Annotated in this window: 18 protein-coding genes; 11 read left to right on the top strand and 7 right to left on the bottom strand. The window is 67.2% G+C overall.

Annotated elements, in window-relative coordinates; genetic code table 11:
• Nucleotides 1-40: 40 nt before the first annotated feature.
• Nucleotides 41-601 carry an HNH endonuclease gene (locus tag BLW40_RS03320; RefSeq protein WP_074765513.1) on the top strand — a complete coding sequence of 187 codons (561 nt, stop codon included), beginning with the start codon at nucleotides 41-43 and terminating at the stop codon, nucleotides 599-601.
• Between the two features lie 3 nt (nucleotides 602-604).
• Here BLW40_RS03320 and rlmH read toward each other — a convergent pair whose 3' ends face one another.
• The 5 genes from rlmH to BLW40_RS03295 form a co-directional block, all read right to left on the bottom strand.
• The gene (gene rlmH / locus BLW40_RS03315) at nucleotides 605-1063 is read right to left on the bottom strand and encodes a 23S rRNA (pseudouridine(1915)-N(3))-methyltransferase RlmH (RefSeq protein WP_074765511.1); all 459 of its coding nucleotides are present in this window, start codon (nucleotides 1061-1063) and stop codon (nucleotides 605-607) included.
• Nucleotides 1063-1410 (bottom strand): ribosome silencing factor, encoded by a 348-nt coding sequence (rsfS, locus tag BLW40_RS03310; protein WP_280139892.1) that lies wholly within the window; start codon nucleotides 1408-1410, stop codon nucleotides 1063-1065. The genes rlmH and rsfS overlap by 1 nt, the downstream gene beginning before the upstream one ends.
• A gap of 67 nt (nucleotides 1411-1477) precedes the next feature.
• Nucleotides 1478-2119 (bottom strand): nicotinate-nucleotide adenylyltransferase, encoded by a 642-nt coding sequence (locus tag BLW40_RS03305; protein WP_074765507.1) that lies wholly within the window; start codon nucleotides 2117-2119, stop codon nucleotides 1478-1480.
• Nucleotides 2120-2122: 3 nt separating this feature from the next.
• The gene (locus BLW40_RS03300) at nucleotides 2123-2596 is read right to left on the bottom strand and encodes a DnaJ domain-containing protein (protein WP_074765805.1); all 474 of its coding nucleotides are present in this window, start codon (nucleotides 2594-2596) and stop codon (nucleotides 2123-2125) included.
• 43 nt (nucleotides 2597-2639) lie between these two features.
• Nucleotides 2640-2942, bottom strand: coding sequence for an STAS domain-containing protein (locus tag BLW40_RS03295; protein WP_074765505.1), 303 nt, complete (start codon nucleotides 2940-2942; stop codon nucleotides 2640-2642).
• Between the two features lie 154 nt (nucleotides 2943-3096).
• On the opposite strand from BLW40_RS03295, the gene pip reads away from it, so the two are divergent.
• From pip to lysA, 8 genes are all read left to right on the top strand, one after another.
• Complete coding sequence (gene pip, locus BLW40_RS03290; protein ID WP_083386596.1) at nucleotides 3097-4038, top strand: prolyl aminopeptidase; 942 nt, start codon at nucleotides 3097-3099, stop codon at nucleotides 4036-4038.
• 117 nt (nucleotides 4039-4155) lie between these two features.
• Nucleotides 4156-5142 (top strand): ADP-glyceromanno-heptose 6-epimerase, encoded by a 987-nt coding sequence (gene rfaD / locus BLW40_RS03285; RefSeq protein ID WP_074765804.1) that lies wholly within the window; start codon nucleotides 4156-4158, stop codon nucleotides 5140-5142.
• The gene (gene lgt, locus BLW40_RS03280; protein WP_074765501.1) at nucleotides 5139-5951 is read left to right on the top strand and encodes a prolipoprotein diacylglyceryl transferase; all 813 of its coding nucleotides are present in this window, start codon (nucleotides 5139-5141) and stop codon (nucleotides 5949-5951) included. The genes rfaD and lgt overlap by 4 nt, the downstream gene beginning before the upstream one ends.
• 161 nt (nucleotides 5952-6112) lie before the next feature.
• Nucleotides 6113-7204, top strand: coding sequence for a class I SAM-dependent methyltransferase (locus BLW40_RS03275; RefSeq protein WP_074765499.1), 1092 nt, complete (start codon nucleotides 6113-6115; stop codon nucleotides 7202-7204).
• Nucleotides 7201-7971: a peptidoglycan editing factor PgeF gene (gene pgeF / locus BLW40_RS03270; protein ID WP_074765497.1), complete on the top strand. Its 771-nt coding sequence runs from the start codon at nucleotides 7201-7203 to the stop codon at nucleotides 7969-7971. The genes BLW40_RS03275 and pgeF overlap by 4 nt, the downstream gene beginning before the upstream one ends.
• 6 nt (nucleotides 7972-7977) lie before the next feature.
• Entirely contained in the window at nucleotides 7978-8805 is an 828-nt protein-coding gene (locus BLW40_RS03265; protein WP_139305471.1) for a hypothetical protein, read from the top strand.
• Nucleotides 8806-8871: 66 nt separating this feature from the next.
• Complete coding sequence (gene argH / locus BLW40_RS03260) at nucleotides 8872-10287, top strand: argininosuccinate lyase (protein WP_074765493.1); 1416 nt, start codon at nucleotides 8872-8874, stop codon at nucleotides 10285-10287.
• A gap of 202 nt (nucleotides 10288-10489) precedes the next feature.
• Nucleotides 10490-11761 carry a diaminopimelate decarboxylase gene (lysA, locus tag BLW40_RS03250; RefSeq protein WP_074765490.1) on the top strand — a complete coding sequence of 424 codons (1272 nt, stop codon included), beginning with the start codon at nucleotides 10490-10492 and terminating at the stop codon, nucleotides 11759-11761.
• Between the two features lie 25 nt (nucleotides 11762-11786).
• Here lysA and BLW40_RS03245 read toward each other — a convergent pair whose 3' ends face one another.
• Nucleotides 11787-12077: a 4a-hydroxytetrahydrobiopterin dehydratase gene (locus tag BLW40_RS03245; protein ID WP_074765488.1), complete on the bottom strand. Its 291-nt coding sequence runs from the start codon at nucleotides 12075-12077 to the stop codon at nucleotides 11787-11789.
• A gap of 88 nt (nucleotides 12078-12165) precedes the next feature.
• Here BLW40_RS03245 and BLW40_RS03240 point away from each other — a divergent pair, with 88 nt between their 5' ends.
• Complete coding sequence (locus BLW40_RS03240) at nucleotides 12166-12576, top strand: metallopeptidase family protein (RefSeq protein ID WP_074765487.1); 411 nt, start codon at nucleotides 12166-12168, stop codon at nucleotides 12574-12576.
• Nucleotides 12577-12848: 272 nt separating this feature from the next.
• Nucleotides 12849-13898 (top strand): extracellular solute-binding protein, encoded by a 1050-nt coding sequence (locus BLW40_RS03235; RefSeq protein ID WP_074765485.1) that lies wholly within the window; start codon nucleotides 12849-12851, stop codon nucleotides 13896-13898.
• A 19-nt stretch (nucleotides 13899-13917) separates the two neighbouring features.
• Here the strand turns inward: BLW40_RS03235 and BLW40_RS03230 are convergent, their stop codons facing one another.
• The gene (locus BLW40_RS03230; protein ID WP_074765484.1) at nucleotides 13918-14337 is read right to left on the bottom strand and encodes a DUF1178 family protein; all 420 of its coding nucleotides are present in this window, start codon (nucleotides 14335-14337) and stop codon (nucleotides 13918-13920) included.
• Between the last annotated feature and the right edge of the window lie 18 nt (nucleotides 14338-14355).

Genomic DNA, 14355 nt, shown 5'->3' with positions numbered 1-14355 from the left:
AAAACGGCTATCGTTTCTCAACCCGTGAAGGGAGAGGCGTTTGGTCGCGTTCGAAAGCCATCCTGCCCTGGTGCTGAATGCCGATTTCCGGCCGCTCAGTTACTTCCCGTTATCGCTGTGGTCGTGGCAGGACGCGATCCGGGCGGTCGTGTCCGACCGTGTCTGCGTGGTGTCGGAATATGACCGCGAGATTCGCTCCCCCACCTTCACGATGCGGTTGCCCAGCGTCATTTCGCTGAAGGAATATGTCCCCACCACCCGGCGGCCAGCCTTCACCCGCTTCAACGTCTTCCTGCGCGACCGCTTCAGCTGTCAATATTGCGGCCAGTCGTTCCCCACCCACGAACTGACCTTCGATCACGTCGTGCCGCGCGCCCGGGGTGGCCGGACCACCTGGGACAATGTCGTCACCGCCTGTTCGCCCTGCAATCTGCGCAAGGGATGTCGCTCGGCCCGCGCCGCCGGAATGACCCTGCTGACCCGACCGGAACAGCCGACGACGTTCCAGCTTCAAGTCAACGGCCGTTCGTTCCCGCCCAATTACCTGCACCAATCCTGGCGGGACTTCCTGTATTGGGATACCGAACTGGAGCAGTTTTAAGCGCTATACCCGGTGATAGGGATGGCCGGACAAGATCGCCTGGGCTCGCCACAATTGCTCGGCCAGCAGGGCACGGACCAGCATATGCGGCCAAGTCATCGGACCGAACGAGAGCAGCAGATCGGCGCGCGACCGCACCGCCTCGCCATGACCGTCGGCACCCCCGATCAGAAACACCAGATCGCCGCAGCCGGACTCGCGCCAGCCTTGCAGCCGGGTGGCAAACGCCATCGAGCCCAGCGCGCCGCCACGTTCGTCGAGCGCCACCGCCACCGCGCCCGGCGGGACGCAGCCGAGCAGAAGCTCGGCCTCGCGCGCCTTGAGACGGTCGGACGGCAGCGGTCGGCGTTCCTCGACCTCGCGCAGGGTCAGCGGCGGGGTCAGGCGGCGGACATATTGCTGGAACAGATCCAGCTCCGGACCGGGACGAGCCCGGCCCACCGCCGCCAGGGTCACCCGCATCAGACGCCCGGTGCGGCCTGGGGACGCGGGGCGGGAGCAGCGGCGATCTCGGCCGGACGGGCCCAGATCTTTTCCAGATTATAGAAGGCGCGGACTTCGGGCCGGAACAGGTGGACGATGATGTCGCCGCCATCGACCAGAACCCAGTCGCATTGCGGTTCGCCCTCGGACGAGACATGGTATCCGGCCTGTTTCAGCGCGCGGCCGATATGGTCGGCCATCGCGCCGACCTGACGCGACGACCGCCCGCTGGCGATCACCATGCCGTCGGCGATCGAGGTACGACCGCGCAGGTCGAAGGCAACGATGTCTTCGGCCTTGAGATCTTCCAGAGCGGCGGTGACCAGGGCGATCAGATCGGTCGCCGGGGTGGACTCGGAAGGAAGAGGCTGGGTAATGGCGGGCTCCTGTCGCTTAGGCCTGACTTACGGGAATGGGCGCGGCCGCTCGCAGCGCGGTGGAGGAAGCGGGGTGACGCCGAATGTGGAGAAACACCCAGGCGGGAAGCTGCTTCCGCCCAAGCCCGCGCGCCGCCCCCGAAGGGCAACGGAAGCGGGCGAATCGCCGCGATGCCTTTGCGGCCAAGGCTGCTTCAGAATACGGTTCCCGCGCCAGAATCGCAACTGGAACCGTGCGAAAGATCGCGGTCCAGCGGGTCCAGCGGTGAATTTGGGCCAGATTGTCGGCCCCCATCAGCCAAACGAAGTCGATCCGGGGAAAGCGGCGGACCAGGGCGGTCAGGGTATCGGCGGTGTAGCGGGTGCCCAGGCTGGTTTCCAGCGCGGTGACCCGCAAGCCGGGATGACCGGCGGCGATCGCCCTGGCCGACAAGACCCGGCTGGCCAGCGGGCGGGTCTCGGCAGCGGATTTCAGCGGGTTTTGCGGGCTGACCATCAGCCAGACCTGATCGAGACCCAACAGCCGCATCGCCTGAAGCGCGACGTGACGGTGCCCGTCATGGGCGGGATTGAACGAGCCGCCCAGCAGCCCGACCCGGGCCCGGCAGCGACTGCCCCACGGATTGGGCGGCAGAGGAAGGGGAGACAGCGGGGCCATGTCCTATCCCAGCAGCAGGTCGCGGGCCTGATTGAGCCGGGCGGCAATCCAGGTCGAACCGCCCCGATCGGGATGGTTGGCCTGCATCAGCCGCAGGTGAGCGGCGCGGATTTCCTCGCGGCTGGCATGGGGAGGCAGCCCGAGAATTTCATAGGCCTGGGCTCGGGTCAGCGCGCTGTCGCCCGACGATGACGGCGGCGGCGGAGCCGACCGGGCCGAACGGCCCCCCCGGAGCAGCCGCCAGATCTGGTGCAGCCGGGTCGCCCGCGACAGCCAGGGCGACAGACCGGCGATCAGGGCGACCAGACCGGCCAGCCGACCGCTGAGCAGCAGGGCCAGCCCGACCGCCGCCACCGTCAGCATCGCGACGGCGATCAGCGCGGATTTGACCTTTCCCGGCGGCTGGCGGGTCAGCCAGCCCAGACCGGCCAGACCCAGCAGAACCCCCGCCGCGCCTAGAAGAATCCAGGCCAGCATCGCCATCCTCGTCCAATCGGGGGGAGAACGCAGAGCGGCGCGGTCATTCGATCTCGAACACCTGATCGCTGCCGGTCAGCACGAACAGACGCCGCACCGCCGGGCAGGCTCCGCGCAAAGTCAACCGCGCCCCGATCCCGGTGACGGCATCGCGGACCAGATGCAACATACCCAGCCCGACCGAATCGACCCGCGCCACCAAGCTGAGATCGACGATGACCCGGCTGGCCCGAATCGGGGCGATTTCGTCGATCAGATGTTGCCAGGAGCTTCCGGCGGTGTGATCGAGGCTGCCGTCCAGCGAAACGGTCAGAATGGACTCGGCGTGCGACAGATGAGCCTTCATGAGTCCTCGGGACCGGGGAGAGGGGGGATACTCGGAACCGAGTATGCCCTCAGACGCGCCGCTTCTCCAGACTCTCGTGCGGCGAGCGTCTGGTTCCCCCTTCCGTCACATGTCATACTTGAGTCCGGGTTCTTCTTCGCACTGTCGAGGCGTCATGGAGCTGTTTCCTCCGATCGATCCCAGACAGATCGGGCTGCTGCCGGTCGGCGACGGCCATCAGCTTTATTGGGAGGTGTCGGGCAACCCCTCCGGTCCGGCGGTTTTGTTCGTCCATGGCGGACCGGGAGCAGGAACCCAACCGGCCTATCGCCGCTTTTTTGACCCCGTCTTCTGGAAGATCGTGCTGGTCGATCAGCGCGGCTGCGGCCGTTCGCTGCCCGAAGCCTCGGTCTTCGCCAACACCACCGCCCATCTCGTCGCCGATCTCGACGCGTTGCGGGACCATCTCGACATCCCGCGCTGGCTGCTGTTCGGCGGATCGTGGGGCAGCACCCTGGCCTTGGCCTATGGTCAGGCGTTCCCCGAACGCTGCCTCGGCTTTGTCCTGCGTGGGGTGTTTCTGTTCTCCGCCGCCGAAATCGAGTGGTTCATGAGCGGGATGGGGCGCTTCTTCCCCGAGGCCGGGCGGCGCTTCGCCACCTTTCTGCCGCCGCCCGAGCGCGCCCAGCCGCTGGCGGCGTGGCTGGCGCGGCTGAACGATCCCGATCCGCTGGTCCATCTGTCGGCGGCGCGGGCGTGGTGCGCCTATGAGGAAGCCTGCGCCCGGCTGCTCCCCCGCCCCGACGACGGCGTCCCGGTCGGACCGGGCGTCTTGTCGATGGCCCGGCTCGAAGCCCATTACATGGCCCATGCCGGGTTCCTTGCCCCCAACCAATTGTTGGACGGAATGGGAGCGATCGGCCACCTCCCCGCCATCATCGTCCAGGGCCGTTACGACGTGATCTGTCCGCCGGTCACCGCCTTCGACCTTGCCCGGGTCTGGCCGGGGGCGGTGCTGCGGATCGTCCCCGATGCCGGGCACGCCGCGATGGAGCCGCCGTTGCGGGCCGCCTTGGTCGAGGCAGTCGAACAGATGAAAGCCGTTGCCATCGCGTAACGGTCCAGACGAAGCGGCGAAGGTGTCCAAACATCACCGTCACGGTTCCGCCGCTTGCGGAAGCCGCGGCGGCGGGCCTATAACCGCGAGAGTCCCCCAAAGGTCGCGGAGCGTGCGATGATTTTAGTCACCGGCGGCGCCGGCTTCATCGGGTCGAACATCCTGGCCGCGCTGGAACAGCGCAAGGCGGGAAAACTGGTGGCCTGCGATCGGCTGCGCAGCAACGACAAATGGCGCAACATCGCCAAGCGCGAGCTGGCCGACATCGTCCATCCCGAGCAATTGTTCGATTTCCTTGAGGCCAATCGCAAGAGCATCGAGGTCATCTTCCACATGGGCGCGATTTCGGCCACCACCGAGACCGACGCCGACAAGATTGTCGCCAACAATTTCTCGCTGACGCTCGCACTGTGGAAATGGTGCGCGATGAACAACGTGCGGATGATCTATGCCTCGTCGGCGGCGACCTATGGCGACGGCAGCAACGGCTTCGACGACGATGCCTCGATCGAGCATCTGGCCAAACTGCATCCGCTCAACGCCTATGGCTGGTCGAAGCATCTGTTCGACCGCCGCGTCGCCCGCAAGCTGGCGGTCGGGTCGCGCCGCCCGCCGCAATGGGTCGGGCTTAAATTCTTTAACGTCTATGGCCCCAACGAGTATCACAAGGGCAACCAGCAGAGCGTGGTGGCCCAGATTTACCCCCACGCTGTCGCTGGCGCGGCCTATCAATTGTTCCGCTCGCACAATCCGAAATATCCGGACGGCGGCCAGTTGCGCGACTTCATCTGGATCGGCGACGTCGTCGACGTGATGATGTGGGCCTACGACAATCCCCAGGTCAATGGCCTGTTCAATGTCGGCACCGGCAAGGCCCGCTCGTTCCTCGATCTCGCCACCTCGGTCTATCGCTCGGTCGGGCGCGAGCCGCAGATCAAGTTCCGCGACACCCCGATCGAGATCCGCGACAAGTACCAGTACTTCACCGAGGCGCGGATGGAGCGGCTGCGCGAAGCGGGCTACGACCGCCCCTTCACCGGGCTGGAACAGGGCGTCGAGACCTATGTGAAGCAATATCTGGCCGCAGCGGATTCCTACCGATGAGCTTCGCCCTCACCTATCCCCAGATCGACCCGGTGGCGCTGCAACTGGGGCCGTTCGCGATCCGCTGGTATGCCCTGGCCTATATTTCCGGGCTGCTGCTGGGCTGGCGCTATGTCAAGGCGCTGGCCGCCCGCCCGCCCCACGCGATGAGCGAGACCGAGGTCGATGACTTCCTGGTCTGGGCGACGTTGGGGGTGATCCTGGGGGGACGGCTGGGCTACGTCCTGTTCTACAAGCCCGCCTATTTCTTCGCCAATCCGCTGGAAATCCCGATGCTGTGGCATGGCGGAATGTCGTTCCACGGCGGCGCGCTGGGCGTGATCCTCGCCATCGTCCTGTTCGCGAGGCTGCGCAAGCGCAACCTGTTCCTGATCGGCGACGCGATCTGCTGCGCCGAGCCGATCGGCCAGTTCTTCGGTCGCATCGCCAATTTCATCAATGGCGAATTGTTTGGCCGCGTCGCCCCCCCCGATCTGCCGTGGGCGATGGTGTTCCCCCATGGCGGCCCCGAACCGCGCCATCCCAGCCAGCTCTACCAGGCCGGTCTCGAAGGCGCGGCACTGGGGCTGACCCTGTTCCTGCTGTGGCGCTTCACCGGTATCCGCCACCGTCCCGGCGCGCTGTCCGGGGTGTTCCTGGCCGGGTACGGTCTGGCCCGGATGGTGGGCGAGGTCTATCGCCAGCCCGACGCCCATCTCGGCTTCCTGTGGGGCGGCTTTACCATGGGCCAGTTGCTGTCGGTGCCGCTGGTGCTGGCGGGCGCCGGTCTGATCGCCGCGGCCTATCGGGGCAAGACCGCCACGACGTAAGACCACCCGGCCAAGGACTTGGCCGGGTGTATTGCCCCTCGCCGGGCGCGGGCATCCGCCCGCTTGGCCGCCGCCGCAATGGCGGCTGGAAAGCGGCGAACAGGTCAGGTCGCGGGTTGGCCGGTATCAGACGCCGCCCGTCTACGAGCCAAGGTGACATCATGACCCAGGCATTGGCGCGCATTCTGGCCGAGACGATCCGCGAGCAGGGGCCGATTTCGGTCGCCGATTACATGGCGGCGGCGCTGGGTCACCCCGAGCACGGTTATTACACCGGGCACGACCCGTTCGGGCTGGGCGGCGATTTCACCACCGCGCCGGAAATCAGCCAGATGTTCGGCGAACTGATCGGGCTGTGGTGTCTGCTGGCGTGGCAGGCGATGGGATCGCCCGAGCGGCTGGTTCTGGCCGAGATCGGGCCGGGACGCGGCACGTTGATGGCCGACCTGCTCCGCGCCGCCCAGATCCGCCCCCCCTTTGCCGCCGCTCTCACCGTGGTGCTGGTCGAAACCAGCCCGGCGCTGCGCAACCGTCAGGCCCAGACCCTGGCCGAACACAAAATCGCCTGGGTCGAGCGGGTCGAGGATCTGCCCCCCGGCCCGCTGCTGGTTGTCGCCAACGAATTGTTCGACGCCTTGCCAATCCGTCAGTTCGAGCGCCGGGGCGGACTCTGGCACGAACGGCGGATCGGGCTGGACCCGGACGGCGGTTTTGTCTTCGTCGCCGGACCGCAGACCGACCGCACCGATCTGCCCGCCGAAGCCGACGACGGCGCGATTGTCGAAATCGGCGAGGCCGGTCTGGCCCTGGCCGGATGGCTGGGGCAGCGGGTGGCCGACACAAGCGGGGCCGCCCTGATCGTCGATTATGGCCACCAATCGGGCGGAATCGGCGACACCTTCCAGGCGGTGCGCCGCCACCGCTATCACCCGGTGTTGCGCGATCCCGGCCATGTCGATCTGACCGCCCATGTCGATTTCGCCCGGTTGGCGGCGGCGGCACGCAGGGCGGGAGCCCGGGTCGATGGGCCGGTGTCCCAGGGTCTGTTCCTGTCGCGGATGGGGCTGGAGGAACGGGCGAGGATGTTGATGCAGATGGCGACGCCGGAGCAGGCCGCCGCCCTGGCCGCCGGTGCACGGCGCTTGATCGATCCCGGCGAAATGGGCACCCTGTTCCGTGTTCTGGCCTTGGCCTCTCCTTCCCTGCCCATGCTTTCTGCTCTGGACGTGCCTCAAGGATCATCCCCCCCATGATCACCCTATCGATTCTGAACGAGATTTCGTGCCTGCGGCACGGCTTCTTCACCCGCGAAGGGGGCGTTTCGACCGGTCTTTACGGATCGCTCAATTGCGGTCCCGGTTCGAAGGACGACCCCGCCGCGGTCGCGGAAAACCGCGCCCGCGTGATGGCGATGCTGGACCAGCCCGCCGACGCATTGTGCACGCTGTATCAAGCCCACACCGCCGAGGTGGTGGTGGTCCGCGACAAGTGGGATCCGGCCCATCCTCCGGTCGCCGATGCGATGGTGACCGACCGTCCCGGTCTGGTTCTGGGCATCCTCACCGCCGATTGCGCTCCGGTGCTGCTGGCCGACGGCCGCGCCCAGGTGATCGCCGCCGTCCATTCCGGATGGCGCGGCGCGTTGGGCGGCGTGCTCGACAACGCCGTCGCCGCGATGGTCGGCCTGGGAGCGAAACACGACCGCATCGTTGCCGCGATCGGCCCCTGCATCGGCCAGCGCAGCTATGAAGTCGGCCACGATTTCCCCGAACCCTTCATCGATTCCGACATCATCAACGCCGATTTCTTCGCGCCCTCGCCCTTTACCGAGGGACGCTATTTGTTCGACCTGCCGGGCTATGTCTCGCGGCGGCTGTCGCGGCTGGGGGTGACCGAAGTGTCGCGGGTGCCCGCCGACACCAATCGGGACGAGACCCGCTTTTTCAGCTATCGCCGCGCCACCTTGCGGGGCGAGCCGGATTACGGCCGTCAACTCTCGACCATCCTGCTGGAGGGCTGATCCTAAGTGCGCCTCGCGATGCTGGTGCTGCCCGTGGTGCTTGTTCTGACCGGCTGTGGCGACCTCCCCAAGCCGTTCCGCCACGACGGCCCCAATGTCGCCCTGGCCCCGATTGCGGCCCGCGCCGTGCTGGTGCGGCGGGTCGGCGACGATCCGCAGGGCGCGATGCTGGCCGACGCGGTGGTCCGCCGCCTGCTTGAGGCCGAAATCCCCGCCACCACCCGCAGCGGCGGCGGCGGCGGCTGGACCCTGGTCGCCGACGCCGAAGAGAGCGCGGACTCGATCCGTCTGCGCTGGCGGCTGCTCCGCGCCAATGGAGACAGCGCCGCCGAGCAGACCCAGACCGTGCCCGCCGAGGCGTGGCGCCGCCCCTCGCCCCGGCTGATCGACGGACTGGCCGCCGATCTGGTCGTCACCCTGATGCCGGTGTTGAGCGGAACGCCGCCCACCCCCGCCACCCCACCCCCGCCGCCGCCGATCACGGTGCGGCTGACCCCGCTGTCGGGCCTGCCCGGCGACGGCAATCTCGCCCTGGGCAGCGCGTTGCGGCGGCTGCTGGAAAAGTCCGGCTTCAAGCCGGTCGAGGGCGACACTGCCGCCGATTTCGTCGTGCGGGCCCAGGCGACCGTCATCCCCGCCGCCGGGGGACAGGAGACCCTGACGATGGTGTGGATCGTCGGCGGCACCGATGGAGCCGAATTGGGGCGAGTGTCGCAACAAGGCGCGGTGCCGAAGGGACGTCTGTCCGGGTCGTGGGGCTCGCTCGCCTCCGACATCGCGGCGGGCGGCGTCGAGGGGATCACCGAGCTTGTCCGCACCGCGACGCGCAAGTAACGCCCCTTCCCGCCCGGAAGCGGCGGGTGTAGGGTGTCGGCCAGTTTTCAGACCCACGGAATCCTCATGACCGATAACGACAGCAAGGCCGCCGCGTCCAAAATGTGGGGCGGCCGCTTCGCCGGTGGCCCGGCCGCGATCATGCGGCGGATCAACGCCTCGATCGATTTCGACCGCCGCCTCTATGCCCAGGACATCCGGGGCTCGCAGGCGCATTGCCAGATGCTGGTCGCGCAGAAGATGATTGGCGCCGACGATGCGGCGGCGATCCTGGGCGGGCTCGACACGGTGCTGGCCGAGATCGAGGCCGGAACCTTCCCCTTCCGCGCCGAACTCGAAGACATCCACATGAATGTCGAGGCAAGGCTGGCCGAACTGATCGGCGAACCGGCGGGACGGCTGCACACCGCCCGCTCGCGCAACGATCAGGTGGCGACCGATTTCCGCCTGTGGGTCCGCGATGCGATCGACGGAATGGAGGCCGGGCTGAAGGAACTGGTCGAAGCCCTGCTCGACCGTGCCGAGGAGCATGCCGCGACGGTGATGCCGGGCTTTACCCATCTTCAGGCGGCCCAGCCGGTGACCTTTGGCCATCACCTGATGGCCTATGTCGAGATGATCGGCCGCGACCGCAGCCGCCTTGCCGACGCCCGCAAGCGGCTGAACGAATCCCCGCTGGGTTCGGCGGCGCTGGCCGGAACCTCGTTCCCGATCGACCGCGAGGCCACCGCCCGCGCCCTGGGTTTCGAGCGGCCGATGCGCAATTCGCTGGACGGGGTGTCGGATCGCGATTTCGCGCTGGAATTCCTGTCGGCCGCGTCGATCTGTGCGGTGCATCTGTCGCGGCTGGCCGAGGAACTGGTGATCTGGACCAGCGCGCAATTCCGCTTCGTCTCGCTGTCCGACGCCTTCACCACCGGCTCGTCGATCATGCCGCAAAAGCGCAATCCCGACGCCGCCGAACTGATCCGGGCCAAGACCGGGCGGGTGATCGGCGATCTGGCCTCGCTGCTGATCGTGATGAAGGGCCTGCCGCTGGCCTATTCGAAGGACATGCAGGACGACAAGGAACCGGTGTTCGAGGCCGCCGACACGATGGAACTGGCGATCTCGGCGATGACCGGGATGATCCGCGACCTCACCGCCAACGAAGCGGTGATGGCAGCCGCCGCCGGAGCGGGCTTTACCACCGCCACCGACATCGCCGATTGGTGCGTCCGCGCGCTGGGGATGCCGTTCCGCCGCGCCCACCATGTCGCAGGCTCGCTGGTCAAGCTGGCCGAGGACAAGGGAGTCGGGCTGGAAGACCTCTCGCTCGACGAGATGCGGGCGATCGAGCCCGGCATCACCGCCGAGGCCCAGGCGGTGCTGACCGTCGCCTCCTCGGTCGCCAGCCGCACCAGCCAGGGCGGCACCGCCCCGGTGCGGGTGCGGGCCGCGATCGCCGAAGCGCGGACCCGGCTGGCGGAGGAAGGGCGGTGACCCGGCGCGGGCTGCTCGGACTTCTGGCGGTCGGGCTGGGGACGTCGCTCCTCGGCGGGTGCGGCCGCCGGGGCAAGCCCGAAGAGCCCGAGGGGGCGACCTACCCGACCACTTATCCCTACACGCCCTATCCCGGACGCAAGCAGACGCCCCGGAACAGCGAGGCTGGCTCATCGCCCGCCCCAGAAACGGACCTGACCCGATGAACCATTTCGACTATCAGGGCGGCATACTGTTCGCCGAGGACGTTGCGATCCCCGCGATCGCCGCCGAGATCGGCACCCCGTTCTATTGCTACTCGACCGCGACGATCGAGCGCCATTACGCCGTCCTGGCCGACGCCCTGGCGGCGGCAGGACTGGAAACGACGATCTGTTTCGCCTGCAAGGCCAATCCCAACCTGGCGGTGATCCGGACCCTGGCCCAGCTTGGGGCCGGAGCCGATGTCGTCAGCGAGGGCGAGTTGCGCCGAGCCCTGGCCGCAGGCGTTCCCGCCGAGCGGATCGTCTTTTCCGGAATCGGCAAATCGCGCGAGGAACTGGCCTTCGCCCTTGACGCCGGGATCATGCAGATCAACGTCGAGTCCGAGCCGGAACTGCTGATGCTGTCCGAGCTGGCGGTCGCGGCGGGCCGGGTGGTCGAGGTGGCGCTTCGGGTCAATCCCGACGTCGATGCCAACACCCACGCCAAGATCACCACCGGCAAGAAGGAAAACAAGTTCGGCATCGAATGGACCCGCGTCCGCGAGGTCTATGCGATCGCCCGCGCCCTGCCGGGGATCGCCCCGGTGGCGGTGGCCTGCCATATCGGCTCGCAATTGACCGAGATCGGCCCGTTCCGCGAAGCCTTCCTGCGCCTGCGCGATCTGGTCTCTGACCTGCGCGCCGACGGCACCGAGATCAGCCGCCTCGATCTCGGCGGCGGTCTGGGCGTGCCCTATGATGGCGAGACTCCGCCCTCTCCCGCCGTCTATGCCGAAACGATCGCCCAAACGCTGGGCGATCTCGGCTGCCGCTTCATCGTCGAGCCCGGCCGGTTGCTGGTCGGCAATGCCGGTCTGTTGGTCTCGTCGGTGGTGCGGGTCAAGCGAGGGGCCACCCGGACCTTCGTCGTCGTCGATGCGGCGATGAACGATCTGATGCGCCCGGCGCTGTACGACGCGTTCCACGCGATCAGGCCGGTGGTCGAACCCGCCGCCGATGCCGCCGCCGCCCCGGTCGATATCGTCGGCCCGGTGTGCGAGACCGGCGATACCTTCGCCCGCCAGCGCGACCTCACCCCGGTCGAAGCCGGCGATCTGCTGGTGTTCGAAACGGCGGGCGCCTATGGCGCGGCGATGGCCTCGACCTACAATTCGCGCCCGCTGGTGCCCGAAGTGATGGTCAAGGGCGACCGGTTCGCATTGGTGCGGGCCCGGCCCAGCTATGAGGATATGATCGCGCTCGACCGCCGACCCGACTGGCAGACCGCATAGGGTCTGACCTTAAGACCGGGCGGGCTTACTTCGCGACGCGGTCGATCTCGTGCGCCAGCGAGAGATCGCGCTCGGTCAGCCCGCCGGATTCGTGGGTGGTGAGCGTGATCTCGACCCGGTTCCAGCTATTGCTCCAGTTGGGGTGATGGTCCAGCCGCTCGGCGGCGAACGCCACCCGGGTCATGAAGGCGAATGCCTCGGCGAAATCGCGAAAGACGAAATCGCGCGACAAAGCGGTACCGCCGTCGCGTTCGACCCAGCCGGACAGGCTGGCCAAGGCGGCGGCGCGGTCGGCACCGGCCAGTACGGGACTCATCAGCGGGTCTCCTATCCCAAAAGTTGCGAACCACCTGATAGATGGGTGACGCTGGCACCCTCGGCAAGGACACGATAAACTTAAGGCCATGATGAGCAGACTGATCCCGCACCACGCCTCGCCGCCCTCAATCGCCGATCTCGACACGATCGCCGCCGCCGCTTTCGCCGAGATTCCCGAGGAATTGCGCCGCCACGTCGCCGACGTCCTGATCCGGGTCGAAGATTTTCCCGACGAGGATGTCGAGCGCGAGATGGAGTTGGAAAGTCCGTTCGATCTGCTCGGCCTCTATCGCGGCTCGGCGATGGACATCCATGCCTTTGGCGGCGTACCGGGCTCGGTCGATATGATCCTGCTCTACCGCCGTCCGATCCTCGATTACTGGTGCGAAACCGGCGAAGATCTGTCGAGTCTGGTCCGCCATGTCCTGATCCACGAAATCGGCCATCATTTCGGCCTGTCCGACGACGACATGAGCCGAATCGAGGACGAGGTCTAGGGTCCTGTCCTCATAAACCTCGCGCGGCGCGCTGCTGGAAAAAATGGCGCAATGGAAGGAGAAACGCGATGGGCATAGTGGTGCTATGGACAAGCGTTTCGACGCACCAGTGCGTCGTTTTTTCCGCAGCCCGAAGGGACGCGGGCCTTTTGGCGGCCGGGTTCGTTGCTTGCCCCTGGTGGACGACCGGTCCAATGCGGGTCAACCGCCTGCCCGGCCGCCAAAATTCCTCGCGTCGCGACCGTGACGTTTATGGGTACAGGACCTAAAGCGTGACGCGACCCCGCCGACCGGCGCTGGCGGCCCTGCTTGTCCTGCTGGCCGCACTGCTGTTGTCGGCGCATCCGGCCCAGGCGACAAGCGAGCTTTTCGTGCTGGCCCGCAGCGCCACCCTGTCCCCCGATTTACTGCACCGGTTCGAGCGCGAGACCGGCATCGCCGTCCGCCTCACCGAAGTCGGCGATCACGCCGAGATGATCCGCCGTCTGGATGGCAACGCGTCGGGATTCGACATCGCTTTTCCCCCCGACCATCAGATCGCCGGATTGATCGAACGCGGCGGGCTGGAACGGATCTGGGCCGACCGTCTCCCCGGCTTCTGGAACATCGAAGATCCCTGGCGGTCGCGCTCGTTCGATCCCCGCAACGAATACACGATCCCGCATCAATGGGGGACGATCTCGTTCGCCGTCGATACCTCGGTCCACAAAGGCGATATCGACAGTCTGTCGCTGCTGTTCTCGCCGCCGCCCGACCTCGACCGCCGCATCGGCCTGCTCGACGATTCGGCGATGCTGCGTCTGGCCCTGATCCAGGCGGGCGAGCCGCGTTGTACCACCGATCCCGCCCGACTCGACCGCGCCGTCGCCCTCCTGGTCCCTTTGCTGGCGCGGTCGCGGCTGATCCCGGTCGATCAGGTTGCCACCGCCCTGCGAACCGAGACGCTGGCCCTGGTGGTCACCACCAGCGGCGACGCGATGCGCGCCCGCATCGCCCGTCCGTCGCTGGCCTTCGCCTATCCGCGCGAAGGCAATCTGGTCTGGACCGACGTTGTCGCCGTGCCGCGCCATCCGCCCAATCGCGCCAACGCGCTGAAATTCGTCGCCTTCATGCTGCGGCCCGAGAATGCCGCCCTCGGCACAAACCATAACGGATTCGCAACGATGATCCGGGGGGCCGAGGCGCATCTAAACCCCGAGGTGCTGTCGGCTCCCGAACTGGTGGCCCCCTGGCCGGCCAAGGTCGGATTCCTGGTGTCGTGCAGCCCGGACATCCATCGCCGCCACGACGAACTCTGGTCCCGCATCCGCCAGCCCGAATAAGGGCGCGGCACGTTTACCCCTAATTGGCGTCGCCGATCCAGGGCAACGGACAGACCGTCACCCCTTCCTCGGTGAGATCATGGGCTTCGGCGCGGGTGGCTTCGCCATAGATCGGGCGAGTTTCGGTTTCCCCGTAATGAATCCGGCGAGCCTCCTCGGGGAAGCGGTCGCCGACATAGTCGCAATTGGCCTCGACCTGCTTCTTGATCTGGAGCAGGGCGCGGCGGACCTCTCCGGCAACGCGGTCGGGATCGGGCGGCGCGGGCTCGCCCCGGCTGTGGACCAGACGCGGCGCCATCGGCGCCTTCGACACCGCGCTATCGCCGCAAACCGGGCAGGCGATCGCACCCGCCGCCGCCTGGGATTCATAGGCGGCCCCGTCGCGAAACCACGCCTCGAAATGGTGGTGCTGCGCGCACCGCAGCTCGAACAGAATCATGGCCGCACCGTCATGCCT

It is taken from the genome of Magnetospirillum fulvum, assembly GCF_900108475.1.
Classification (GTDB): domain Bacteria; phylum Pseudomonadota; class Alphaproteobacteria; order Rhodospirillales; family Magnetospirillaceae; genus Phaeospirillum; species Phaeospirillum fulvum_A.
The sequence above is the reverse complement of the archived record's forward strand: the minus strand, read 5'-3'. Positions and strand labels throughout refer to the sequence as shown.